Below are 23,641 nucleotides of genomic sequence, written 5' to 3' on the forward strand. Positions count from 1 at the left end.
CCGGCCTCTCAGTACTTCAGCAGGTTCACGTCGTCCACCGACGACGACCTGCGGGTCCGGAAGACGGTCATGATGATCGCCAGTCCGACCACGACCTCCGCCGCGGCCACCACCATCACGAAGAAGGCGATGATCTGGCCGTCCAGGTTGCCGTGCATGCGGGAGAACGACACGAACGCCAGGTTCGTCGCGTTCAGCATGAGCTCGACGCACATGAACACCACGATCGCGTTGCGGCGCACGAGGACGCCGAGCGCTCCGATGGTGAACAGGATCGTCGCGAGCGCCAGGTAGTGCCCCGGACTCATTGACCAGCCTCGCCTTCGTTACCGGCGGTGGGAGAACCGGACTTGACGGCGCGGCCTTCTGCGTCCGCGTCGCGCACGTCCTCGGTGACGGCCTGCACCGCGCGGACGTCCCGCTCGACGGCCTCCTCCTCGGTCCCGCCGTACAGGTCGGCGTGCCGCTCCGCGGTGTCGGTGCGGGCGGCGATGACCGGGTTGACCGACAGCTCGGACGGCGTCCCGTCGGGCAGCAGCGCCGGCATGTCGACGGCGTTGTGCCGGGCGTAGGTGCCGGGTCCGGGCAGCGGGCCCGGGTGGTCGCCGGACAGGAACCGTCCCTTGGACAGATCCTTCTGCGTCGGCTTCGGCTCCATCCGCTCCCGGTGCGCCAGCACCATCGCGCCCAGCGCCGCGGTGATCAGCAGCGCGCTGGTCGCCTCGAACGCGAACACGTACTTGGAGAACAGCAGCCGGGCCAGGCCGATGACGTTGCCCTCCGCGTTGGCCTGGTCGAGACCCGCGGAACTGCTCAGCGCCGCGTTCCCGAGCCCGACCGTCAGCAGCACGGCGAACCCGACCGCCGCGATCACGGCCCAGAAGCGCTGCCCGCGGATCGTCTCCACCAGCGAGTCGGTGGAGCTGACCCCGACGAGCATCAGCACGAACAGGAACAGCATCAGCACCGCGCCGGTGTACACGATGACCTGCACGAACGCCAGGAACGGCGCGTTCTGGATCGCGTACAGCGCGGCGAGCGACAGCATCACCGTCGCCAGCAGCAGCGCCGAGTGGACGGCCTTCCGCACGAGGATCATGCCGAGCGCGGCGCAGACCGAGACGACCGCGAGCACCCAGAAGAAGAACGGCTCGGCGGCGTGCTTGTCCGCCACTTCGGCGGCGAGCACGTGGGCGGAGCTCATTTGCCTTCACCGCCCTTGCGGGACCTGCCGCGCTTGGCGGCCTTCTCCTGCTTGACCGCGTCGTCGACGCTCGCGCGCCCGCCGCCCTCGGACGAGATGGTGGGCGCGTCGTCCGACGGCTGGAGGCCGAGGCGGTAGTAGTCCTCCTCGGTGTCGCCGAGCCGCATCTCGTGCGGCGGCGCCTCCATGCCCTCGCGCAGCGGCGCCAGCAGCATCTCCTTGGTGTAGATCAGGCTCTCGCGGCTGTCGTCGGCGAGCTCGTACTCGTTGGTCATCGTGAGCGCCCGGGTCGGGCACGCCTCGATGCACAGCCCGCAGAGGATGCAGCGCAGATAGTTGATCTGGTAGATGCGGCCGTACCGCTCGCCGGGCGAGTAGCGCTCGTCCGGGTCGTTGTCGGCGCCCTCGACGAAGATCGCGTCGGCCGGGCACGCCCAGGCGCACAGCTCGCAGCCGATGCACTTCTCCAGACCGTCCGGCCACCGGTTGAGCTGGTGCCGCCCGTGGAAGCGCGGGGCGGTCGGCTTCTTCACCTCGGGGTACTGAACGGTCTCGCTCTTCATGAACATCTGGTGGAACGAGACCCCGAACCCCTTCACCGGGTTCAGGAAATCAGTTAGTCCCACTGGTGACCTCCTCAGGAGGGGATGCGATGGATACCCCGGCCGGCTTCCCGCCCCGTCCGTGGTAGTGGGGAGCGTCCATGGGCGGCACCGGGAACCCGCCGGCGGACGGATCGGGCCTGCCGCCCTGCTCCGCCGCGCCCGGCACGATCTCCTTCTCGTCCTCGCCGCCGCGGACCATCTCCCAGACCACCGTCGCGAGCAGCACCACCGCCGCGGCGACCGCGGCGTAGATCACGATCTGCCGCATGTCGTAGCCGTCGTTGCGGAGCGCGCGGATGGTGGCGACCAGCAGGATCCAGCCGAGCGAGAAGGGCATCAGCACCTTCCAGCCGAGCTTCATCAACTGGTCGTAGCGGACGCGCGGGAGCGTGCCGCGCAGCCAGATGAAGAAGAAGATGAACAGGAAGACCTTGGCCAGGAACCACAGGATCGGCCACCAGCCGGAGTTGGCGCCCGCCCAGACCGTGGAGATCGGGAAGGGGGCGCGCCAGCCGCCGAGGAACAGCGTGGTGGCGAGCGCGGACAGCGTCGTGAGGTTGATGTACTCCGCGAGGAAGAACATCGCGAACTTCAGCGACGAGTACTCGGTGTGGAAGCCGCCGACCAGCTCGCCCTCGCCCTCGGGCAGGTCGAACGGGATGCGGTTGGACTCGCCCATCATCGTGATCACGTAGACGATGAAGGACGGCAGCAGCAGGAGCACGAACCACTTGTCGTGCTGCGCCGCGACGATCTCCGACGTGGACATCGAGCCCGCGAACATGAACACCGCGACGAACGACAGACCCATCGCGATCTCGTAGGAGATCATCTGCGCGGACGAGCGGAGCCCGCCGAGCAGCGAGTACGGCGACATCGACGACCAGCCCGCCAGCACGACCCCGTAGATCCCGAGCGAGGACATCGCGAGGACGAGCAGCACCGCCACCGGAAGATCGGTGAGCTGCAGCGCCGTCTCGTGCCCGAAGATCGACACGTTCGGGCCGAACGGGATGATGGCGAACGAGATGAACGCCGGCACCGCCGACATGACCGGCGCGAGGACGAACACGACCTTGTCGACCTGGCGGGGGACGATGTCCTCCTTCAGGGCGAGCTTCACGCCGTCCGCGAGGCCCTGCAGCAGGCCGAAGGGCCCGGCGCGGTTCGGGCCGACGCGCAGCTGCATCCGGCCGATGACGCGCCGCTCGATCCACATCGTGAGCAGCACGGTCACGACCAGGAACGCGAAGACGACGACCGCCTTGCCGCCGATCAGCCACCACGGGTCGTTGCCGAAACCCTGCAGCGGCTCCTGGGCCGGGGCCGACGGGGTCGGGTTCATTTCACGCCTCCGGCATTCTCCGTCGCGGCGGTCGCCGCGGTCGCGCCGGACGCGGCGGTCGCGGCCGGGAGCGTCGCGCTCGCGATCTTCACGACGCCTCCGGCGGCCGCGCCCAGGTCCCGGTGCACCGCGCAGCCCGCCGAGTTCGTCGGCAGCCACACGACCCGGTCGGGCAGGTCGGCGGTGATCTCCAGCGGGAGGACGACCTCGCCGCGCGCCGCCGTCACCTTCACCGCGTCCGTGGCGCCGATCTCCTCGGCCGTCGCGGGCGACAGCCGGGCGACCGCGGCCTTGGCGGTGCCCGCGAGGAACGGCTCGCCGTCCTGGAGGCGGCCCCGGTCGAGCAGCAGCCGCCAGGTCGCGAGCACGGCCTCACCGGCGTCGGGGTGCGGCGGCAGCGGCTGCGCGACGTTCGGCGCGTCCGGGCGGTCGCCGCGGTAGGCGCCGAGTTCGGCGAGCTCGCGGCGCGCCACGTCCGGGCCCGGCAGGCCCAGGTGGACGTCCATCTCGTCGGCGAGGGCGTCCAGGACCCGCAGGTCGGACATCTTCCCGGCCGCCTTCAGCACGATGTCGAACTGGCGGCCGCGGCCCTCCCAGTCGACGAACGTCCCGGACTTCTCCGCGACGGCCGCGACCGGGAACACCACGTCGGCGCGGTCGGTGACCGCGCTCGGCCGCTGCTCCAGGCTGACCACGAACTCGGTGGCGTCCAGGGCGCGGAGCATCGCGTCCGGGTCGGCCAGGTCGTAGGGGTCGACGCCGCCGACGAGCAGCGCGCCGCGCCGTCCGTCCGCGGCCGCGGCGATGATGCCGTCGGCGTCCTGGCCGGGCGCGGCGGGCAGTTCCGCGACGCCCCACCGGCGGGCGACCTCGGCCCGCGCCTCCGGGTCGGTCACCGGGCGGCCGATCGGCAGCAGCCCGGGCAGCGCCCCGGCCTCGATCGCGCCGCGCTCCCCGGCCCGGCGCGGCACCCACGCCAGCTTCGCGCCGGTCACCTGCGCCAGCCGCACCGCCGCGGTCAGCGCGCCCGCGCTGGTCGCAAGCCGCTCGCCGACGAGGATCACGGCGCCGGGCGCCTCCAGCAGCGTGCGGACGTCGGAGCGCGCCGCGTCGCCGATGACGGCGCCGAGCGCCTCGGCCTCCGTGCCGGGCGCGGCCTGCAGGAGCGTCCCGCCGACCTTGCTCAGCCCGCGCGTCGCGAACGGCGCGACGCCGAACACCTTCAGCCGGTTCTTGCGGAACGCCTTGCGGAGCCGCAGGAACACGATCGGCGACTCCTCCTCCGGCTCGAACCCGGCGAGGAGCACGGCGGGCGCCTTCTCCAGATCGGCGTACGACACCTCGATGGAGCGTCCCGCGACCGAGGAGGCCAGGAACCGCGACTCCTCGTCCGACAGCGGGCGGGCCCGGAAGTCGACGTCGTTGGTGCCGAGCGCGATCCGCGCGAACTTGGCGTAGGCGTAGGCGTCCTCAAGCGTGACGCGGCCACCGGTCAGCACCCCGGCGGAGCCGCGCGCCGCCGCGAGGCCCTCGGCCGCGATGGCCAGCGCCTCCGGCCAGGAGGCCGGTTCGAGCACGCCGTCCTCGTTGCGGACGAGCGGGTGCGTCAGCCGCTCGGGCTGCGTCCCGTAGGTGAACGCCCAGCGGCCCTTGTCGCAGTTCCATTCCTCGTTGACCCGCGGGTCGTCCCCGGCCAGCCGCCGCGTGATCTTCCCGCGCCGGTGGTCGGTGCGCATCGAGCATCCCGACGCGCAGTGCTCGCACACGCTCGGCGTCGACACCAGGTCGAACGGCCGCGACCGGAACCGGTACGCGGTCCCGGTCAGCGCCCCGACCGGGCAGATCTGCACGGTGTTGCCGGAGAAGTACGACTGGAACGGCTTGCCGTCCGCCGCGCCGACCTGCTCCTTCGCGCCGCGCTCGAACAGGTCGATGAACGCGTCGCCGGCGATCTGGTCCGAGAAGCGGGTGCAGCGGGCGCACTGGATGCAGCGCTCGCGGTCGAGCAGCACCTGGCTGGACAGCGGGATCGGCTTCGGGAACGTCCGCTTGGCCTCGACGAACCGGGTCTCGCCGCGCCCGTTGGACATCGCCTGGTTCTGCAGCGGGCACTCGCCGCCCTTGTCGCAGATCGGGCAGTCCAGCGGGTGGTTGATGAGCAGGAACTCCATGATGCCGTGCTGGGCCTTGTCGGCCACCGGCGAGGTGAGCTGGGTCTTGACGACCATGCCCGGCATCACGGCGGTGGTGCACGAGGCCTGCGGCTTCGGCATCCCGCGGCCGTTCCCGGCGTCGGGAATCTCCACCAGGCACTGCCGGCACGCCCCGACCGGGTCGAGCAGCGGATGGTCGCAGAACCGGGGGATCTGGATGCCGAGCAGCTCGGCGGCCCGGATGATCAGCGTGCCCTTCGGCACCTCGATCTCGAAGCCGTCGATGGTGCAGGAGACCATCTCGACCTTCTCCACCGCCGACTTGTCGTCGGTGACGGTCACTTGGCACCTCCCCAGAGGGTGGACTTGGCCGGGTCGAACGGGCAGGCGCCCTGCTCGAAGTGCCGTACGTACTCGTCGCGGAACAGCTTGATGGACGAGACGACCGGGCTCGTCGCGCCGTCGCCGAGGGCGCAGAACGCGCGGCCGAGGATGTTGTCGGAGATGTCGAGGAGCGTCTCCAGGTCCTCTTCGGTGCCCTGGCCGGACTCCAGCCGCTTCAGCATGAGCTTGTACCAGTAGGTGCCCTCGCGGCACGGCGTGCACTTGCCGCACGACTCGTGCGCGTAGAACTCCGACCAGCGCAGCACCGCCCGGACGACGCACGTCGTCTCGTCGAAGATCTGCAGCGCCCGGGTGCCGAGCATGGACCCGGCGGCGCCGACGGACTCGAAGTCCAGCGGCACGTCCAGGTGCTCCTCGGTGAAGATCGGCGTGGACGAGCCGCCAGGCGTCCAGAACTTCAGCCGGTGCCCCTCGCGGATCCCGCCCGCCATGTCGAGCAGCTCGCGCAGCGTGATGCCGAGCGGCGCCTCGTACTGGCCGGGCCGCGTCACGTGCCCGGACAGCGAGAAGATCCCGAAGCCCTGCGACTTCTCCGTGCCCATCGAGGCGAACCAGTCCGGCCCGTTCCCGACGATCGAGGGAACCGACGCGATCGACTCGACGTTGTTGATGACAGTGGGCCCGCCGTACAGGCCCGCCACCGCGGGGAAGGGGGGCTTCAGCCGGGGCTGGCCGCGGAACCCTTCGAGGGAGTCCAGCAGCGCCGTCTCCTCGCCGCAGATGTAGGCGCCGGCGCCGCTGTGGACGACGACGTCCAAGTCGTACCCGGAGCCGAGGATGTCCTTGCCGAGGTAGCCCGCCTCGTACGCCTCCGCGACCGCCTGGTGCAGCCGGCGGATCACGTGCAGCACCTCGCCGCGCACGTAGATGAACGCGACGTTCGACCTGATCGCGTACGAGCTGATGATGACGCCCTCGACCAGCACGTGCGGGTTGGCCATCATCAGCGGGATGTCCTTGCACGTGCCCGGCTCGGACTCGTCGGCGTTGACGACCAGGTACCGCGGGTTCGGGCTGGTCGGCGGCAGGAACCCCCACTTCATGCCGGTGGGGAAGCCCGCGCCGCCGCGGCCGCGGAGCCCGGAGTCCTTGACCGCCTGGACGATCTCGTCCGGCTCCATCCGGAACGCCTTGCGCAGCGCCTTGTAGCCGCCGTCGCGCTCGTAGCCCGCGCGGGTGAACGAGTCGGCCTGGTCCCAGTTCTTGGTGAGGATCGGGGTGAGCGTGGTCACTTGTTCCGGCCTTCCTGGCTGCCGGGCTTCGCGTCACCGGGGATGGGCTTGCCCGGCTCGTGCGGCGGCTCGCTGATGTCCTCCGGCTTCACCGGCTCGTCCGGGCGCTCGCGGTCCGCCTCGGTGGACGGGGCGGCCCAGCCGCGCTCCTGCGCGAGCTTCAGGCCGCGCAGCGACTCCGGACCGGCCTGGACGCCCTCGCCCGCGCGCCCGTCCGGGAACCCGGCGAGGACGCGGGACGCCTCCTTCCACGTGGCCAGGCTCTCGGCCCCGCGGGTGGGAAGGACGCGCTCACCCGAGCGCAGGCCGTCGACGAGCTGCTTGGCCTTCTCGGGAGTCATGTTGTCGAAGAACTCCCAGTTGACCATCATCACCGGGGCGAAGTCGCAGGCGGCGTTGCACTCGATCCGCTCCAGGCTGACCTTGCCGTCCGGGGTGGCCTCGTCGTGGCCGAGGCCGGTGTGCTCGCTCAGCTCGTCCCAGATCTGGTCGCCACCCATCACCGCGCACAGCGTGTTGATGCACACGCCGACGTGGTACTCGCCGACCGGCTTCTGCTTGTACTGCGTGTAGAACGTCACGACGCCGACGACCTGCGCCGGCGTGATCCCGAGCTGCTCGGCGCAGAACTCGATGCCGTCCTGCGTGACGTGCCCTTCCACCGACTGCACGAGGTGCAGCATCGGCAGCAGCGCCGACCGCGGCCGGGGATACCGGCCGATGATCTCCTTCGCGTCCCGCTCCAGGCGTTCGCGAACGTCGGGTTCGTACGTCATCGGTCCACTCCCCCCATGACCGGGTCGAGGCTGGCGACCGCCGCGATGATGTCGGCGACCATGCCGCCCTCCGACATCGCCGGCGTGGCCTGCAAATTGACGAAGGACGGCTCGCGGAAGTGCACGCGGTACGGGCGGGTGCCGCCGTCGCTGACCACGTGGGCGCCGAGCTCGCCGCGCGGCGACTCGATCGGCGCGTACGCCTGCCCCGCCGGCACCCGGAAGCCCTCCGTCACCAGCTTGAAGTGGTGGATCAGCGCCTCCATCGACGTGCCCATGATGTGCGCGATGTGCCGGGGCGAGTTGCCCATGCCGTCCGCGCCGATCGCGAGCTGCGCCGGCCAGCCGATCTTCTTGTCCTCGATCATCACCGGGCCCTTGGCGGCCTGCAGCCGGTCCAGGCACTGTTCGACGATCTTGAGCGACTCCTCCATCTCGTCCATCCGGACGAGGTAGCGGCCGTACACGTCGCAGGTGTCCTGCGTCGCGACCTCGAAGTCGTAGGTCTCGTAGCCGCAGTAGGGCTGCGACTTGCGCAGGTCCCACGGCAGGCCCGTCGCGCGCAGGACCGGGCCGGTGACGCCGAGCGCCATGCAGCCGGTGAGGTCCAGGTAGGCGACGTTCTGCGTCCGCAGCTTGAAGACCTTGTTGTCGTCCATCAGCTTGCGGAGCGCCTGGATGCGCTTCGGCATCCGGTCGAGGTAGTCGCGGATCTTGCTGGTCGCGCCGCTCGGCAGGTCCTGCGCGACCCCGCCCGGACGGACGTAGGCCATGTTCATCCGCAGGCCGGTGATCTCCTCGAACAGGTCGAGGGTGTACTCGCGCTCGATGAACCCGTTGAGCATCACCGTCGTCGCGCCGAGTTCGAGACCGAACGTCGCGATGGCGACGAGGTGCGAGGAGATCCGGTTCAGCTCCATCATCATCACGCGGATGATCTGGGCGCGCTCGGGGATCTGGTCGGTGATGCCGAGCAGCTTCTCCACGCTCATGCAGTACGCCGTCTCGTTGAAGATCGGCGCGAGGTAGTCCATCCGGGTGCAGAACGTGGTGCCCTGCGTCCAGGTGCGGTACTCCATGTTCTTCTCGATGCCGGTGTGCAGGTACCCGATGCCCACCCGGGCCTCGTTCACCGTCTCACCGTCGAGCGTGAGGATCAGCCGGAGCACCCCGTGCGTGGACGGGTGCTGCGGCCCCATGTTGACGACGAGCCGCTCGTCGCCGAGGTCTTCCGCGCCGGCGACGACCTTGTCCCAGTCCTGCCCGCCGACGTCGAACACCTTGCCCTCGGCGGCCTCGTCGGCCGCGTAGGCGTCGTACTCGGTGTACTTGGCGCTGCTCATCGAGCTGGCGGAACAGCTACTTCGAACTTACTTTCGAAGAAACTGCCCCTCCCTCCCCTCACGTGTGTGAAAGAGTGGCAGGCATCGGGCGGCGATACCCAAGCCGCCAGTTTCACCGCCGGGCTGGCGGGTTGAGCCTGTGGAGCGGGCATAAGACCTCGGGGATTCGTCCGTGAGGCGATCCGCGGCGAAGCAGGAAGTTCTCTGGGGCGACCCGGAGAATCCACCGCCTTCGGGTTGGTGGAGGATGTCAAACGTACGACCTCCGCTCATCTGGTGGCGGGATCTCCGCACCTCGGTACTCCACGGGGATCCCGCCAAGCGGATAATCCTTGCGCTGCGGGTGGCCGACCCAGTCGTCGGGCATCTCGATGCGCGTGAGCGCGGGATGGCCGTCGTAGACGATCCCGAAGAAGTCGTAGGTCTCGCGCTCGTGCCAGTCGCTCGTCGGGTAGACGGGCACCAGCGACGGGATGTGCGGGTCGGCGTCCGGGCAGGTGGTCTCCAGCCGGACGCGCCGGTTGTGCGTGATCGACAGCAGGTGCGTGACGGAGTGCAGCTCGGCGCCCTCGTCCTTCGGGTAGTGCACGCCGGACACGCCGGAGCACAGCTCGAAGCGGAGGGACGGCTCGTCCCGCATCGTCTTCGCGACCTCGCGCAGGTGCTCGCGCTTGACGAAGAACGTCAGCTCGCCACGGTCGACGACGACACGCTCGATGGCGTCGCCGAAGTCGGGGTAGGCCCGCTCCAGCTCGTCGGCGATCTCGTCGAACTCGCCGGGGTCGGCGGCGCCGCCGGGCCCGCCGTAGGGGCGGGCTGCCGACACCTTCGGGCTCTGCCGGACGACGAGCCCGCCGTAGCCGGAGGTGTCGCCCGTCGTCTTCGCGCCGAACATGCCCTGCCGGACGATCGGCTGCTCCCGGCGCTCCTCCTCGGTGTGCGCCGGGAGCTTGTCGGCCCCCTGCTCGGCCTGCTGTTCGGGGTGCTCGGAACTCATGTCAGGCCCCCTGTCCGAGCAGCGGGAGCCGGCGGCGCTTGGCCACGTCCAGCTCGGCGATCTGCTTCGCGCGCTGCGGCCCGAGCTTGGTGTTCTGGATCTTGTCGTGCAGCTTCAGGATCGAGTCCAGCAGCATCTCCGGCCGCGGCGGGCAGCCGGGCAGGTAGATGTCCACCGGGACGATGTGGTCGACGCCCTGCACGATCGCGTAGTTGTTGAACATTCCGCCGGACGACGCGCAGACGCCCATGGCGATGACCCACTTGGGCTCGGTCATCTGGTCGTAGATCTGCCGCAGCACGGGCGCCATCTTCTGGCTCACCCGGCCCGCGACGATCATCAGGTCGGCCTGCCGCGGCGTCGCCGAGGCGCGCTCCATGCCCCACCGGGAGAAGTCGTGCCGGGGGTCGCCGGTCGCCATCATCTCGATCGCGCAGCACGCCAGGCCGAACGTCGCCGGCCACACCGAGCTCTTCCGCGCCCATCCCGCGACCTGCTCGACCGTGGTCAGCAGGAAGCCGCTGGGGAGTTTCTCCTCAAGACCCATGTCAGTCCCACTCCAGACCGCCGCGGCGCCAGATGTAGGCGTACGCGACGAGGACGGTGACGATGAAAAGTGCCATCTCGACAAGGCCGAAAAGCCCCATCCGGTCGAAGGCGACCGCCCAGGGATAAAGGAAGATGATCTCAATGTCGAAGACGATGAACAGCATCGCCGTCAGGTAGTACTTGACCGGGAAGCGCCCGCCGCCGACCGGCTGCGGGGTCGGCTCGATCCCGCATTCGTAGGCGTCGAGCCGGGCCCGGTTCCATCGCTTCGGCCCGGTGAGCGAGGCCATGACCACGGAGAACGCGGCGAAGCCGAAGGCGAGCACCCCCAGCACGATGACCGGAATATAGAGATCCATGTCTCTACAGCCTCTCCTCGCGACGTACGGCGTTGTACGGGACAGGGTGATGCGCGTGGGGCCCTCCGTGAGCCGCCGCCACCCTAGCCAAGGCGATCAATAGCACTCCCCTCCAGGGGGTCTGGTACCGAAGATTAGTCCGCGCACCTGCGGAAGCCTGGTTCTCAGGGCCTGTGCTCATGCCGCCGGAGCCACCTTCTGCATCGCGTTGATGACGCGGTCCATGGCGTCCCCGCCCTTGGGGTCGGTCAGGTTTGCCAGGAGCTTGAGCGTGAACCGCATCAGCGTCGGGTGCGGCAGGCCGTGCGCGGTGAGGAACTTCATGATCCGCGGGTCCCCGATGGCCTGGACGAACAGCCGCGCCAGGGTGAAGTAGCCGCCGTGCTCGTCCTTCAGGATGCGGGGGTACTCGTAGAGCGTCCGCTCGCGCTGCGCCGGGGTGCGGCGGGCGAGCGCCTGCACCATGATGTCGGCGGCCAGCCGCCCGGACTCCAGCGCGTAGTCGATGCCCTCCCCGTTGAACGGGTTGACCATGCCGCCCGCGTCGCCGACGAGCAGCATCCCGCGGGTGTAGTGCGGCTGCCGGTTGAAGCCCATCGGCAGCGCCGCGCCGCGGATCTTGGAGGTGGCGTGGCCCTCGTCGAACTGCCACTCCTCCGGCATCTGCGCGCACCAGCGCTTGAGCATGGCGCGGTAGTCGACGTTCTGGAACTGCTTGCTGGTGTTGAGGAGCCCGAGCCCGACGTTGGACGTGCCGTCCCCGACGCCGAAGACCCAGCCGTAGCCGGGCAGGAGGCGCTCGCCGTCCCACAGCTCCAGCCACGCCTCCATGAAGTCGTCGTCGTGGCGCGGGGTCTGGAAGTAGCGGCGGACGGCGACGCCCATCGGCCGGTCCTCGCGCCGCCGCAGCCCCATCGCGAGGGACAGCCGGGTCGAGTTCCCGTCGGCCGCGACGACCAGCGGCGCGTGGAACTCGACGTCCTCGCCCTCGTACCTGGCGGTGACGCCGGTGATGCGGTCGGTGCGCTCGTCCAGGATCGGGCCGGTGACGTTGCAGCCCTGCAACAGCCGGGCACCCGCCTTCGCGGCGTGCTCGGCGAGGAACTGGTCGAAGTCGGTGCGCTTGCGGACGAGCCCGAAGTCGGGGAAGCTCGCGAGCTCCGGCCACGGCAGCTCGACCTTGACGCCGCCGCCGTAGATGCGCAGGCCGCGGTTGCGTCCCCAGCCGGGGTCGTTGACGTCGACGCCCATGCCGATGAGCGCGCGGACGGCGCGCGGGGTGAGCCCGTCACCGCAGATCTTGTCGCGCGGGAAGGTGGCCTTCTCCAGCAGGAACACCTCAAGGCCGGCCTGCGCCAACCAGTAGGCGGTCGACGAACCGGCAGGGCCTGCCCCGACGACGACCACATCTGCGTGGCGGACGTCTGCGTGCCGGGCGGAGTCGGTCACGGCGCTTCCTCATTCAGCTCGTTCGCTTGTGAAGCACTTCACAAAGGTCCGGTGGGGAGTCTATTCCTTTATCACGACCGGTGCGTAATTCGGGGCCGGTCGAGCATGGACCGGTCCGGAACTTCGCTCCCGGTCCCGTCCGGGATCATCCCGGGTTGACGGCGTGGTGCAGCGCGGCGACCCCGAACGTGAGGTCGCGCCAGCGCACGTTCTTCCAGCCCGCGTCCTGGAGCAGCGCCGCCAGCGCCGCCTGGTCGGGCCAGGCCAGCGTCGACTCGGCGAGGTAGCGGTAGGAGTCGGGGTTGGAGCTGACCCTGGCCAGCAGCGGCAGCCCGTAGCGCAGGTGCGTGCGGTGCCCGAACGCCAGCAGCGCGTTCGGCGGGTGGCTCACCTCGCAGACCACCAGCCGCCCGCCGGGCTTCGCGACCCGCCGCAGCTCGCGGAGCGCCCTGCCAGTGTCGGCGACGTTGCGGAGCCCGAACGAGATCGTCACCGCGTCGAACGACCCGTCGGCGAAGGGGAGCCGGAGGGCGTCCCCGGCGACGAAGCTCAAACCCTGGACACCGGCCTGGCGGCGCGCGCCGACGCGGAGCATGCCGAGCGAGAAGTCGCACGCCACCGTCTCGGCGCCCGCCTCGGCGAACGGCACCGACGACGTGCCCGTCCCGGCCGCGAGGTCAAGCACCCGCTCGCCCGGACGCGCCGCCAGCGCCCGCACGACCTCGCGCCGCCACCGCCGGTCGCGCCCGCCGGTCATCAGCGTGTTCAGCAGGTCGTACCGCTCGGCGGTGCCGTCGAACATCGCCGCGACGTCGGCGGGCTTCTTCTCCAGCGAGGCGCGGCTCATGCGTCCTCGCGGGTGACGGACTTGTCGAACTTCTCCCGCTGGGCGCGGGCGCCGCGGGCGACGGCGGCGGACATCCGGTCGCGCTGCGCGGACAGCAGCACGTAGCTGACGACGCCGCTGATCAGCAGCGCCAGCAGCAGGAGCAGGAACCCGCGGGCCCCGAACAGCGCCAGCACGCCCACGGTCACCGCGAAGATCGCGAGCCGCGCGACGGAATAGAAGATGACGGAACGCATGACGCTTCGAGCGTAGTCCCTACCTCAGGACGTCCAGAAAGAGGGCCGGGTCTACGTTGCCGCCCGACAGTACGGAGACATAGGTGCGGCCCTCTGGGAGTTCGGGATGGTGGTAGAGGTAGGCGGCGGTGGCGACGGCGCCACTGGGCTCTGCGATCAGGCGCGTCTCGCGGGCGAGGCGGCGCATCGTCACGCGGATCTCGTCCTCGGTGACGGTGACGACGCCGTCCACATGCGCGCGCATGTGTGCGAACGGCAGGTCGCCGACCTGCTGGACGCGGAGCCCGTCGGCGATGGTGCGGCCGGTCTCCTCCGCTCCCCACGCGACGGGACGTCCCGCGGCCATCGAGTCGCGGGCGTCGGCGGCGAGCTCCGGTTCCACGCCGATGATCCGGGCCTCGGGCCGCAGCGCCTTGACGGCGGCGGAGACGCCCGCGATGAGGCCGCCGCCGCTGATCGGGACGAGCACGACGTCCACGTCCGGAGTGTCGCGGACGATCTCCAGCCCCACCGTGCCCTGCCCCGCGATCACCCGCGCGTCGTCGTAGGGCGGGATCATCGTGAAACCGTGCGCGGCGGCGAGCTTTTCGGCGGTCTCGGCGCGGGCCCGCGAGGTCGGCTCGACGTACACGATCTCGGCGCCGAGCGCGATGCACGCGTCCACCTTCACGCCGGGCGTGGTGTGCGGCATGACCAGGACGGCCTTGATGCCGAGCGCGCGGGCGGCGTACGCGACGGCCTGCGCGTGGTTGCCGCTGGAGTGCGTCACGACGCCGCGCGCCCGCTGCTCCGCCGGGAGGGAGGCGATGGCGGAGTAGGCGCCGCGCACCTTGAACGCGCCGATCGGCTGCAGCGACTCGGCCTTCACCAGCAGCGACGGCTCCCCGGCGGCTCCGGCGCGCGGCGGGGCGGCGGGGCCGGACGGGAACGGTACGAGGGGCGTCCGGACGGCGACGCCCGCGATGCGCTCGGCGGCCCGTTCGATCTCCGGGAGCGAAACAAGATCGGACATGGACCGGAGACTACTTCGACGGGGCTGATGCGGCGGGCGCTATGGGCCCGGCGGGCCGCGTCCACACCCCGTTCAGTCGTGACTTGGCAGGTCAATCGGGGTTAACGGCGAACCTCATCCGAACACTCTCCGAAGGGCGCCCTTACCGATGGTGATCGGTCCTGCTCGAAAAACTACGGTCCGTGATCTTTTCCGAAAACAAGGGAGAAATCGGTCTTGACCCGCCACACTGTTAAACAGTCCACCCGCGCCGAGAGCGGGACAAAGGGGGAGAGAAAACGTGGAGAGCACGAGCGAGCGCCTGCTGACCCCAGGAGAGGTCGCCGCCCTCTTCCGGGTCGACCCGAAGACGGTCACCCGGTGGGCCGCCGCGGGGCGGATCAGCAGCATCCGCACTCCGGGAGGCCACCGGCGCTTCCGCGAGTCCGAGGTGCACGCGCTGCTGCGCGGCGATGAGCCCATCGCCGAGCATTCGGCCCGCTGACCTGCCCGAACCTCGCTGTTTTTCCGGGCCCACCCCGCCATCTCGGGCCCGTCACCGGCCTCAGCCGCCCGGACCGCCGCGTCGTGGTAGTCCCCCGGGGGAGACACCCGCCCGGGCGGCCGGGGCCGTTCCCTTTCCCGGCCGGCCGCCTTTCCGAAGAAGATTCGCATTCCGCGGCGATTCCGGAGTCAGTCGCCGTTCTCGACGGGGCCGTCCGGCTCTCCCGGAGCATCGGACTTCCATTCCTCGAAACGGCGGAGCAGATCGGCGTCCTCTTCCCGCCAGCGGCGGCGCCGGTCCTCCCACTCGTCCTCGGTCAGCGACTCGCGGAGCAGCCGGTCGTAGTCGGGATCGCCGGGCCCGATCTCGACGTAGGCGTCGGCGATGATCCGTCCCTCGCGCGGACCGGGCCCGGAGCCGCCCTCGCCGCCGTCGGCGAGAACGCTGTGCGGAACCCGGAGCGTGCCGTCCGGGAGCCGGATCACGTACATCGTCGTCCACCCTCGCGATCGATCGGTTGAGGAATTTTCATCCGGCTAGTACCCCGGCACCATCGCCCTCGCGGGCCGGCCGAGGATGAAGAATTCTCACAACGCCCTGACATCAGGATGTCCTAGATCCCGTACCTGCGGTTGAAGAAGAGCATGACCTCCAGCGCCATCCGGATGTTGCCGGCGAGCATATCGACGAGGGCCGGGCGCTGCCGGGAGGAGATCGCGGCGAACGCGTCCGCGAAGAACTCGCGGCGGCCGAGCGCGTTCGGCTGGCGGTGGAAGTCGCTCGCCAGATGCGGCAGGCACTCCTCGTACAGGCGCTGGAAGGCCGGGCTGTCGGAGGTCCACTCGCCGTCGTCGCCGTCGATGTCGTCGAGCGCGTGCCCGACCTCGTGCAGCATCACGTCCGGCGTCGGCGACGGCCGGTCCCCGACGACGATCTTGCGGTCGCCGTAGGCGCCGGCGCAGATGTCCCAGGTGGCGCGGCCCGACGGCAGCGGACGGTCGCGCAGATGGCCCATGTCGTCCAGCTGCGGGACGCCGCCCGGGCCGACATAGATGCCGTCGAGCCCGCCCGCGAGCTTCTCCTTGAGGCCGTCCGGCAGCGCCGCCAGGCTGTCGATCGCCCCGATCACCTCGGGGCCCGGCGGCCCGTCCCTGACGTCCCACTGCCGGTACAGGACGTTCTCCAGCACGCCGCAGTTCCGGCGGCCGTCGGTCACGTGCGGCACGCCCGGCGGGTGCGGCAGCACGCGCAGCCGGTCGTCGTCGAGCTCGAAGTCGCTCCACGCGTAGTCGCTCGCCCGGGGCCGGCCCCGCCTGCGGCGGCCGAACCGGCCGGCGAGCGGGCCCGTCGCGTCGTCGCTCTCGGGGCGGTCGCGGCCGGCGTCCCCGCCGTCCGGCACGCCGCCGGGGCCCAGCGCGAAGTCGTCGTCGCGGCCCGCCTTGCGGAACCGGCCGAACCGGTCGCGCGGCTGGTTGCTGCGCGGGCGCACCTGCCCCGAGTCGGGCGGCGACGGGGAGTAGGCCCCATCGTCGCGGCGGGGCGTGCGGTCCTGGGCCGCGCCGTCCCCGCGCATGCGCCCGCCACGGAACGGTTCGCGATGCCACAGCTCCCGGGGGCGGGGCTTGCGATGGACGCCTTTGAAGCGCATCGGGCTCCTCTGTCAGCGGACCCGCGGGGGTTGCGAGCGGCGTCCGCCGCGCGACCGGGTCCCGGAGGAAGCGTAAGCCGGAACCCGACACGCCGTCATCCCCGGGAGTCACGCGTCCCGGAAATCTTTCACGCGTAGGAGTGCAGCCCGGAGAACATGTAGTTCACGCCGAAGAAGTTGAACAGCAGTGCGGCGAACGCGATGAGCGAGAGGAACGCCGCCTTGCGGCCCTTCCAGCCCGCCGTGGCGCGGGCGTGCAGGTAGGCCGCGTAGATGATCCAGGTGACGAAGGACCAGATCTCCTTCGGGTCCCAGCCCCAGTAGCGGCCCCACGCCTGGTCGGCCCAGATCGCGCCCATGATGATCGCGGCCGTCCAGATCGGGAACGCGAACATCGTGACGCGCATCGCGAGCCGGTCGAGGCTCTCCGCGGACGGGACGTGCGCCAGCGCACCGCCCCGGCCCTTGGGCCGGTCCCCGGCGCGGGCCTCCTCGCGCGACTTCAGGAAGTACAGGATCGTGGCCGCGCCCGCGACGGTGAACGCACCGGTCGCGATGATCGCGGCGGACACGTGGATGGCGATCCAGTAGGAGTTGAGCGCCGGGGTGACCGGGCCCACCGAGTCGTACAGCCAGATGTTCGCCACGCCGAGCGCGATGACGGCGGCGAACATGACGGGCACGCCGAGGAAGCGCGCCTTGTAGCGGACCGTCACGACCATGAACGCGGCGACGGCGGCGAACGAGATCGCGGTGAGGAACTCGTACATGTTGCCCCACGGCCACCGGCTCGCGGACAGCCCGCGGGACACCAGGACGCCGAGGTGCGCGCCCACGCCCAGCACGCTCAGCAGGATCGCGAGGCGGGCCCAGTCGACCTGGGGACGCTGCTCGGCGCCCTCGTCGGCGTCGGCGGCCTTGGCGCCCTCGGGGGCGTCGGCGTCCGCCGCGCCGCCCGCGCCGACCAGGACCTTGGCCTCGGCCTTCTGCTGGACCGACGCCTTCGCGTCGGCGGCCGTGGCGACGCCGCGGCGGCCGAAGCCCATGTCGGCGGCGTAGGCGACCAGCGCGATGATGTACATCACCACGGTGGTCAGCATGAGCTTGTCGCTCAGGTTCGCGAGGTCGGCGTTGCTCACCTCGTCACTCCTTCGATTCGGTCGCCGGGAGGTCCGGCTCGCCGGGCTCATCCGATTCACCGGGCTCATCCGGTTCCCCGGGCTCGTTCGGTTCCCCGGGCTCGTCCGGTTCACCGGGGCCGGGCTCCTGCTCGGGGCCGCGCAGGGCGGTCACGATGTCGTCGAACTCCGAGGTCGGGCTCCCCAGCGTGAGACCGCCGACCTCGACAACCGTACGCCCGCCCTCCGCGGCGCTCGCACGGACCCACACCCTGCGCCGCCGGACCATGAACGACGTCGCCACGCCCAGCACCGCCAGGATGGCCGCGACCAGCGCGGGGATGCGTCCCGGGTCGTGGTTGACCGACAGGGTCGCGTACTCCTTGAGGCCGTCGAACGTGATCGACCCGGCGCCGCCGGGCAGCGTGAACGTCTCCCCCGGCTCCAGCAGCTTCTGGCCGTCCTTGACGGGCTGGAGCGTCTTGCCGATGCCCTCCAGCTTGTAGACCGACTGCGGGGTGCCGGAGTCGAGGCCGATGTCGCCCTTGAACGAGGTGATCGTGACGACGGGACGCAGCGGCGCCGGGAACCCGGAGACGATCTGCTTGCCGTCCTCGCTGGCCATGGCGGACGGCCACAGGATCCCGTAGAAGGCGAGCTGGTCGGGTTCGGCGTCGGGGGCCTTGATGACGCCCTCGGACGTCAGGTTCCGCGTCTCCATCACGATGAACGGCACCGAGTCCTGGAAGGCGACGTTGCCCTTGGCGTCCCGGACGGTGAACACCGGCGCGTACCCGTGGCCGAGCAGGTACACCTTCGCGCCGCCGACCTTCAGCGGATGGTTCATCCGCAGGTCGTAGCGCTCCTCCTTGCCGTCCGGCGTGGCGCGGAAGCGCATGGCGGCGTTGAAATCCGTGGCCTGGCCGCGCTTGTCGCCGCCGGTCTCGTACTCGGCCTTGAAGTCGTCGAGGCTGACGGTGAAGGGGGCGAGCCTGCCGTCGTCGAAGGCGCGGCCGGGGGTGAACTGGTCGTACTGGCTGAGCGAGTTCGCGAACGTCCGGCCCTCCATGAGCAGGACGTCGCCGCGGTAGCCGAACAGGTTCCCGAGGCCGAGCGCGAACAGCAGCGCCAGCAGCGCCAGGTGGAACAGCAGGTTGCCCGTCTCGCCGAGGTAGCCCTTCTCGGCGGACGCGGCACCGCTCGACACGTCCACCCGGAACCGGCGCCCGCGCAGCACCTTGCGGGCTTCGGCGAGGACGTCGTCCGGGGACGTGTCCGTCTCGTACGTCGCGGACTGCGGCAGCCGCCCCAGGTTCCGCGGCGCCGCGGGCGGGCGGGCCCGCATCGACTCGTAGTGCTTCACCGCGCGCGGGATGACGCACCCGGCCAGCGACACGAACAGCAGGATGTAGATCGCCGCGAACCAGGGCGCGGCGAACACGTCGAACATGGAGAACCGGTCGAGCCACGGGCCGAGCGTCCTGTGCTCGTCGAGATAGGCGACGACCTTCTCGGGCGCCTGGCCCCGCTGCGGCAGGACCGACCCGGGCACCGCGCCGAGCGCCACCAGGAACAGCAGGATCAGCGCGGTGCGCATCGTGGTGAGCTGCCGCCAGCCCCAGCGCAGCCAGCCGAGCGGGCCGAGGCCCTTCGGGCGCGGCACCTCCTCCGGCGCCTGGCGCGCGGCGGGCGCCCGCGTGCCCGCGTCCTCAACGTCGTTCCTGGTTTCAGTCATCTCAAATAACCGGTTCGAAGCCGCTGATCCACGACCTCAGCTCGATGGTCAGATGCCCCCACAGCCCGCTCACCAGCAGCACCCCGATGAGGACGAGCATCCCGCCGCCCGCGCGCATGACCAGGGGGTAGTGGCGCTTCACGGCACCGAACGCGCCCAGCGCCCGGCGGTAGGCGACCGCGGTGGCCACGAACGGCAGGCCAAGCCCCACACAGTACGCCAGCGACAGCAGCGCGCCGCGTCCGGCGCTCGCCTCGGTGATCGCGAGGCCCTGCACGGCGCCGAGCGTGGGGCCGATGCAGGGCGTCCAGCCGAGCCCGAACAGGACGCCGAGCAGCGGCGCGCCCGCGAGCCCGGCGGCCGGGAGGCGGCCCGACTTCATGGTCCGCTGCAGCCCGGGGATGAAGCCCATGAACGCGAGGCCGAACACGATCGTGACGGCGCCGAGGACGCGGGTGATCGGATCCTGGTACTCCAGCAGCCACCTGCCGAGCCCCCCGAAGATCACGCCGTAGCTGACGAACACGACGCTGAACCCGGCGATGAACAGCACCGCGCCCGCGAGGAGCCGGCCGCGCCGCTGGTCGGCGAGGTCGGCGCCGGTCATGCCCGTCACGTACGACAGGTAGCCCGGGACGAGCGGCAGCACGCACGGCGAGGCGAACGACACGAGCCCGGCCAGCGCCGCCAGCGGAGCGGCCGCGACCAGCGACCCGCTGGCGACGGTCTCGCCGACCGTGCTCATCCCTGCGTGCTCATTTCGGGGCCCATCGGCTCACGTCCCCGCGAGGACCTTGGCGACCAGCGGGTTCAGCTTGGAGTACGTCGTCGCGCCGATGATCCGGGCGGCGACGCGGCCCTGCCGGTCGAGGACGAGCGTGCTCGGGATCGCGCTCGGCGGGACCTCCCGGAACGCCAGCGTGACCTGCCCGCCGTCGTCGAACAGGCTCGGGTAGGTGACCTTGAACTTGCGCTCGAACGCCTGCGCGTTGGCCTTGGAGTCCTTGAAGTTGACGCCGAGGAACGCCACGCCCTTGGCCTTGTTCTCGTCGTAGACCTGCTGGAGGGACGGCGCCTCGCCGCGGCACGGCGCGCACCACGACGCCCAGAAGTTGACGACGACGACCTTGCCCTTGAGCTCGGTGAGCTTGAACTGCCCGCCGTCGAGGCGCTCGCCGCCGACGTCCTGGACGCTCTTGCGGTCGGCGGGCTTGTACTCGGTGATGTTGCCGTTGCCGGCGATGAACCTGTTGTCGCCGCTGTCCGGACCGTTCCCCGAGGCGCTCGTCCCGGCGCACCCGGCCATCAGCCCGCAGAGCGCGGCGGCAGCGGCGGCGGCGCGCAGCGGGGAGACTCGGGGGCTCAACGGACCTCCAATTCAGGACGTTCGGGGCGAGTTCAGCGCGTGCTACTACAAGACGTAGTACTCAAACCTAGCGGTGCGGTCAGGCACCCGCGACACTGGGGCCCTTGGCGATCCCCGCCGCGGGCTCACAGTAGGCGACCTCCACCAGCCGGCTGCCCTCGAACGTCAGGCTCGTCAGGCTGGCCAGATCGCATTCGCGCCGCTTGGGGTGGTGCCAGAGGCGCCGCCGCTCGGCGTGCAGCCGCAGCACGTAGATCGGCAGCTGGTGGCTGACGCACACGGCCTCGTGGCCCTTCGCCGCCTCCCGCGCCCTGATCACGGCCGCGCGCATCCGGGCGGCGAGCTCCTTGTAGGGCTCGCCCCAGGAGGGCTTGAACGGGTTGACCAGATGCCGCCAGTGCTCGGGGCGGCGCAGCGACCCGGCCCCGGCCCCGAACGTCAGGCCCTCGAAGTGGTTGCCGGCCTCGATCAGACGGTCGTCCACCGTGACGGGCAGGTCGAACGCGTCGGCCAGCGGCGCGGCCGTCTCCAGCGCCCGCTGCATCGGCGAGGAGAGGATGGCGGTCACGTCCCGGTCGGCGAACCACTTGGCGACGGCCTTCGCCATGAGGACGCCGTCCTCGCTGAGACGGTAGCCGGGCAGCCGCCCGTACAGGATCCCGTCGGGATTGTGCACCTCACCGTGCCGCAACAGGTGAACGGTCGTTTTCTCGGTCATCGCCAGCAAGATTACCTAGGCGGATTCGCCCGTCCGTCCACCGGCCATGGCCTTGGCCCGCGGCGGTCAGCCGGAGCTGGCGGACACGGCAGGGCAGCAGGTCACCCCGTGACGGCGGACGGCGGGGAAACGGGTCAGCCGGTGACGGCGGAGACGGCCGGGAGGTCGGCCGGGACGGCGGCGCGGAGGGCGCCGAGCGCGGCGCGGATGGCGGGGCGGCGGGCGGCCTCCTCGCGCCAGACCGCGTACACGCGGCGCGACAGCGGGTCCGACAGCGGGACGATCGCCACGCCCGGCGGGACGTCGCAGCGCCCGAGCCGCGGCAGGATCGCGTTGCCGAGCCCGGCCTCGACGAGGGACAGCTGCGTCGCGAACTCGTAGGCCATGTGGTCGATGCTGGGCTCGCTGTCGACGGCGCGGAGCGTCCGCAGCAGCCAGTCGCAGCAGATGCTGTCGGGCGAGGAGCTGATCCACCGGTCGCCCGCCAGCTCCTTGAGGTCGATCGTGTCGCGCCCGGCGAGCGGGTGGCCGGACGGCACCGCCACGTCGGCGACGTCGTCGCAGATGATCCCCTTGCGCAGGCCCTCGGGCATCGGCAGCGGCTCGTTGTTCCAGTCCTGGACGACGGCCATGTCGAAGTCGCCGCGCGAGACGAGCGGCATGCTGCGCAGCGGGTCTTCTTCGAGGAGCTGGACGCGCAGGTCGGGATGGTCGGCGCGGAGGGCGCTCAGCGCGGCGGGCATCAGCCCGCGGATGGCGGTCGGGAACGCGGCGACGGTGAGCTGCCCGACGACGGAGCCGCGGTGCGCCTCCAGGTCGGCCTGCGCCTGCTCGACGAGCGACAGGATCCGCCCGGCGTGGGCGACGAGCAGCTCGGCGGCGTCGGTGAGCCGGACGCCGCGGCCGTTGCGTTCGAGCAGCTTCTGGCCGGTCTCCCGCTCCAGCTTGGCGAGCTGCTGCGAGACCGCCGAGGTCGTCACGTGCAGGACGTCGGCGGCGGCGCTGACCGAGCCGTAGGTCGCGACGGAATGCAGGGCCCGCAGCCGCTCCAAATCAAGCATGTAGTAATACTAAAGCGAGGTGTCAAGCATTTCTCGCTTGTCCTAAACCGAGTTTCTGCTTGACGATCAAATCATGAGATCGCGCCACGTCCTGCTGGCCACGCTGGTCGCCGCGCTGTGGGGCTTCAACTTCGTACCCATCCACTGGGCCCTCGACGACTTCTCGCCGCTGCTGATGGCCGCGCTGCGGTTCCTCCTCGCGGCGGTGCCCGCGGTGTTCCTCGTCCGGCGGCCGCCCGTCCCGGTGCGCTGGCTCGTCCTGGTCGGCCTTCCGCTGGGCGTGGGACAGTTCGGGCTGCTGTTCATCGGCATGGACATGGGCATGCCCGCGGGCCTGGCGTCGGTCGTCCTCCAGGTCCAGGCGATCTTCACGGCGCTGTTCGCGGGGCTGCTGCTGCGCGAGCGGCTCGGCGTCCGGCAGGTCGCGGGCATGGCCGTCGCGTTCGGCGGGGTCGCGCTGCTCGGCGTGGTGCAGGCCGAGGGCGGCAGCCCGGTCGGCGCGTTCCTCGTCTGCCTCGTCGCGGCGGCGAGCTGGGGGCTGGCGAACATCGCCATGCGGAAGATGAGCCAGGTGGCGACCGGGCCGGTGGAGCCGCTGGGCTTCATGGTCTGGGTGTCGCTGGTGCCGCCGCTCCCCCTGTTCGCCCTGTCGCTGATCTTCGAGGGGCCGGGCGCCGTGCCGGACGCGGCCCGCGAGCTGTCCCTGGCCGGGCTCGGCTCGATGGCGTACATCGCCTACATCTCCACGCTGTTCGGGTTCGGCGTGTGGGGCTGGCTGATGCGCCGCTACGAGGCCAGCACGGTCGCCATGTACTCGCTGCTCGTCCCGCCGTTCGGGCTGGTCTCGGCCGGCCTGCTGCTCGGCGAGCACGTGGACGCGGTCCGGCTCGTCGCCGCCGCGCTGATCATCGCGGGCGTCGCGGCGGGCAGCGTCCGCCCGCGCACCCGTGTCGAACTGCCCGGACCCGAACCCCAACCGGCTGAGACAAGGTGAGACCC

Annotated in this window: 25 protein-coding genes; 2 read left to right on the plus strand and 23 right to left on the minus strand. The window is 70.9% G+C overall.

What is annotated here, in order from left to right:
* Positions 1-8 precede the first annotated feature (8 nt).
* From nuoK to ACH34S_RS06085, 15 genes are all read right to left on the minus strand, one after another.
* Positions 9-308, minus strand: coding sequence for an NADH-quinone oxidoreductase subunit NuoK (nuoK, locus tag ACH34S_RS06015; protein WP_132168335.1), 300 nt, complete (start codon positions 306-308; stop codon positions 9-11).
* Positions 305-1,204 carry an NADH-quinone oxidoreductase subunit J gene (locus tag ACH34S_RS06020; RefSeq protein ID WP_395951338.1) on the minus strand — a complete coding sequence of 300 codons (900 nt, stop codon included), beginning with the start codon at positions 1,202-1,204 and terminating at the stop codon, positions 305-307. Before ACH34S_RS06020 ends, nuoK begins: the two co-directional genes overlap by 4 nt.
* On the minus strand, positions 1,201-1,773 hold the full coding sequence (gene nuoI / locus ACH34S_RS06025) for an NADH-quinone oxidoreductase subunit NuoI (RefSeq protein ID WP_395951456.1): 573 nt from the start codon (positions 1,771-1,773) through the stop codon (positions 1,201-1,203). Before nuoI ends, ACH34S_RS06020 begins: the two co-directional genes overlap by 4 nt.
* A 43-nt stretch (positions 1,774-1,816) precedes the next feature.
* Entirely contained in the window at positions 1,817-3,154 is a 1,338-nt protein-coding gene (nuoH, locus tag ACH34S_RS06030) for an NADH-quinone oxidoreductase subunit NuoH (protein WP_395951339.1), read from the minus strand.
* Positions 3,151-5,649, minus strand: coding sequence for an NADH-quinone oxidoreductase subunit G (locus ACH34S_RS06035; protein ID WP_395951340.1), 2,499 nt, complete (start codon positions 5,647-5,649; stop codon positions 3,151-3,153). The genes nuoH and ACH34S_RS06035 overlap by 4 nt, the downstream gene beginning before the upstream one ends.
* Positions 5,646-6,944 carry an NADH-quinone oxidoreductase subunit NuoF gene (nuoF, locus tag ACH34S_RS06040; RefSeq protein WP_395951341.1) on the minus strand — a complete coding sequence of 433 codons (1,299 nt, stop codon included), beginning with the start codon at positions 6,942-6,944 and terminating at the stop codon, positions 5,646-5,648. Before nuoF ends, ACH34S_RS06035 begins: the two co-directional genes overlap by 4 nt.
* Positions 6,941-7,720: an NADH-quinone oxidoreductase subunit NuoE gene (nuoE, locus tag ACH34S_RS06045; protein WP_395951342.1), complete on the minus strand. Its 780-nt coding sequence runs from the start codon at positions 7,718-7,720 to the stop codon at positions 6,941-6,943. Before nuoE ends, nuoF begins: the two co-directional genes overlap by 4 nt.
* Positions 7,717-9,063 (minus strand): NADH-quinone oxidoreductase subunit D, encoded by a 1,347-nt coding sequence (locus ACH34S_RS06050; RefSeq protein ID WP_395951343.1) that lies wholly within the window; start codon positions 9,061-9,063, stop codon positions 7,717-7,719. Before ACH34S_RS06050 ends, nuoE begins: the two co-directional genes overlap by 4 nt.
* Positions 9,064-9,313: 250 nt before the next feature.
* A complete protein-coding gene (locus ACH34S_RS06055; RefSeq protein WP_395951344.1) occupies positions 9,314-10,060 on the minus strand; it encodes an NADH-quinone oxidoreductase subunit C in 747 nt (248 codons plus the stop codon).
* Between the two features lies 1 nt (position 10,061).
* The gene (locus ACH34S_RS06060; RefSeq protein WP_395951345.1) at positions 10,062-10,607 is read right to left on the minus strand and encodes a NuoB/complex I 20 kDa subunit family protein; all 546 of its coding nucleotides are present in this window, start codon (positions 10,605-10,607) and stop codon (positions 10,062-10,064) included.
* A 1-nt stretch (position 10,608) separates the two neighbouring features.
* The gene (locus tag ACH34S_RS06065; RefSeq protein ID WP_395951346.1) at positions 10,609-10,968 is read right to left on the minus strand and encodes an NADH-quinone oxidoreductase subunit A; all 360 of its coding nucleotides are present in this window, start codon (positions 10,966-10,968) and stop codon (positions 10,609-10,611) included.
* Between the two features lie 177 nt (positions 10,969-11,145).
* Positions 11,146-12,417 carry a geranylgeranyl reductase family protein gene (locus ACH34S_RS06070; RefSeq protein WP_395951347.1) on the minus strand — a complete coding sequence of 424 codons (1,272 nt, stop codon included), beginning with the start codon at positions 12,415-12,417 and terminating at the stop codon, positions 11,146-11,148.
* A gap of 145 nt (positions 12,418-12,562) precedes the next feature.
* The gene (locus tag ACH34S_RS06075) at positions 12,563-13,264 is read right to left on the minus strand and encodes a demethylmenaquinone methyltransferase (protein WP_395951348.1); all 702 of its coding nucleotides are present in this window, start codon (positions 13,262-13,264) and stop codon (positions 12,563-12,565) included.
* Entirely contained in the window at positions 13,261-13,500 is a 240-nt protein-coding gene (locus ACH34S_RS06080; protein WP_395951349.1) for a DUF4229 domain-containing protein, read from the minus strand. The genes ACH34S_RS06075 and ACH34S_RS06080 overlap by 4 nt, the downstream gene beginning before the upstream one ends.
* A 19-nt stretch (positions 13,501-13,519) precedes the next feature.
* Positions 13,520-14,512 carry a threonine/serine dehydratase gene (locus ACH34S_RS06085; protein WP_395951350.1) on the minus strand — a complete coding sequence of 331 codons (993 nt, stop codon included), beginning with the start codon at positions 14,510-14,512 and terminating at the stop codon, positions 13,520-13,522.
* A 280-nt stretch (positions 14,513-14,792) separates the two neighbouring features.
* On the opposite strand from ACH34S_RS06085, the gene ACH34S_RS06090 reads away from it, so the two are divergent.
* The gene (locus ACH34S_RS06090; protein WP_131964461.1) at positions 14,793-14,996 is read left to right on the plus strand and encodes a BldC family transcriptional regulator; all 204 of its coding nucleotides are present in this window, start codon (positions 14,793-14,795) and stop codon (positions 14,994-14,996) included.
* 188 nt (positions 14,997-15,184) lie between these two features.
* Here the strand turns inward: ACH34S_RS06090 and ACH34S_RS06095 are convergent, their stop codons facing one another.
* The 8 genes from ACH34S_RS06095 to ACH34S_RS06130 all read right to left on the minus strand — a co-directional run bounded on the left by ACH34S_RS06095 (position 15,185) and on the right by ACH34S_RS06130 (position 22,642).
* Positions 15,185-15,487 carry a hypothetical protein gene (locus ACH34S_RS06095; RefSeq protein ID WP_395951351.1) on the minus strand — a complete coding sequence of 101 codons (303 nt, stop codon included), beginning with the start codon at positions 15,485-15,487 and terminating at the stop codon, positions 15,185-15,187.
* 122 nt (positions 15,488-15,609) lie between these two features.
* A complete protein-coding gene (locus ACH34S_RS06100; protein ID WP_395951352.1) occupies positions 15,610-16,644 on the minus strand; it encodes a hypothetical protein in 1,035 nt (344 codons plus the stop codon).
* Between the two features lie 128 nt (positions 16,645-16,772).
* Positions 16,773-17,783 carry a c-type cytochrome biogenesis protein CcsB gene (gene ccsB / locus ACH34S_RS06105; RefSeq protein WP_395951353.1) on the minus strand — a complete coding sequence of 337 codons (1,011 nt, stop codon included), beginning with the start codon at positions 17,781-17,783 and terminating at the stop codon, positions 16,773-16,775.
* Positions 17,784-17,787: 4 nt separating this feature from the next.
* Positions 17,788-19,497 (minus strand): cytochrome c biogenesis protein ResB, encoded by a 1,710-nt coding sequence (locus ACH34S_RS06110; RefSeq protein WP_395951354.1) that lies wholly within the window; start codon positions 19,495-19,497, stop codon positions 17,788-17,790.
* Between the two features lies 1 nt (position 19,498).
* Positions 19,499-20,242: a cytochrome c biogenesis CcdA family protein gene (locus ACH34S_RS06115; protein WP_395951355.1), complete on the minus strand. Its 744-nt coding sequence runs from the start codon at positions 20,240-20,242 to the stop codon at positions 19,499-19,501.
* Positions 20,243-20,272: 30 nt separating this feature from the next.
* Positions 20,273-20,863 (minus strand): TlpA family protein disulfide reductase, encoded by a 591-nt coding sequence (locus ACH34S_RS06120; RefSeq protein ID WP_395951356.1) that lies wholly within the window; start codon positions 20,861-20,863, stop codon positions 20,273-20,275.
* 79 nt (positions 20,864-20,942) lie between these two features.
* Entirely contained in the window at positions 20,943-21,581 is a 639-nt protein-coding gene (locus tag ACH34S_RS06125) for a histidine phosphatase family protein (protein WP_395951357.1), read from the minus strand.
* Positions 21,582-21,715: 134 nt separating this feature from the next.
* Entirely contained in the window at positions 21,716-22,642 is a 927-nt protein-coding gene (locus ACH34S_RS06130; protein ID WP_395951358.1) for a LysR substrate-binding domain-containing protein, read from the minus strand.
* 73 nt (positions 22,643-22,715) lie between these two features.
* On the opposite strand from ACH34S_RS06130, the gene ACH34S_RS06135 reads away from it, so the two are divergent.
* Positions 22,716-23,636: an EamA family transporter gene (locus tag ACH34S_RS06135; RefSeq protein ID WP_395951359.1), complete on the plus strand. Its 921-nt coding sequence runs from the start codon at positions 22,716-22,718 to the stop codon at positions 23,634-23,636.
* Positions 23,637-23,641: the final 5 nt, after the last annotated feature.

It is taken from the genome of Actinomadura sp. 3N508 (genome assembly GCF_044326375.1).
GTDB lineage: Bacteria > Actinomycetota > Actinomycetes > Streptosporangiales > Streptosporangiaceae > Spirillospora.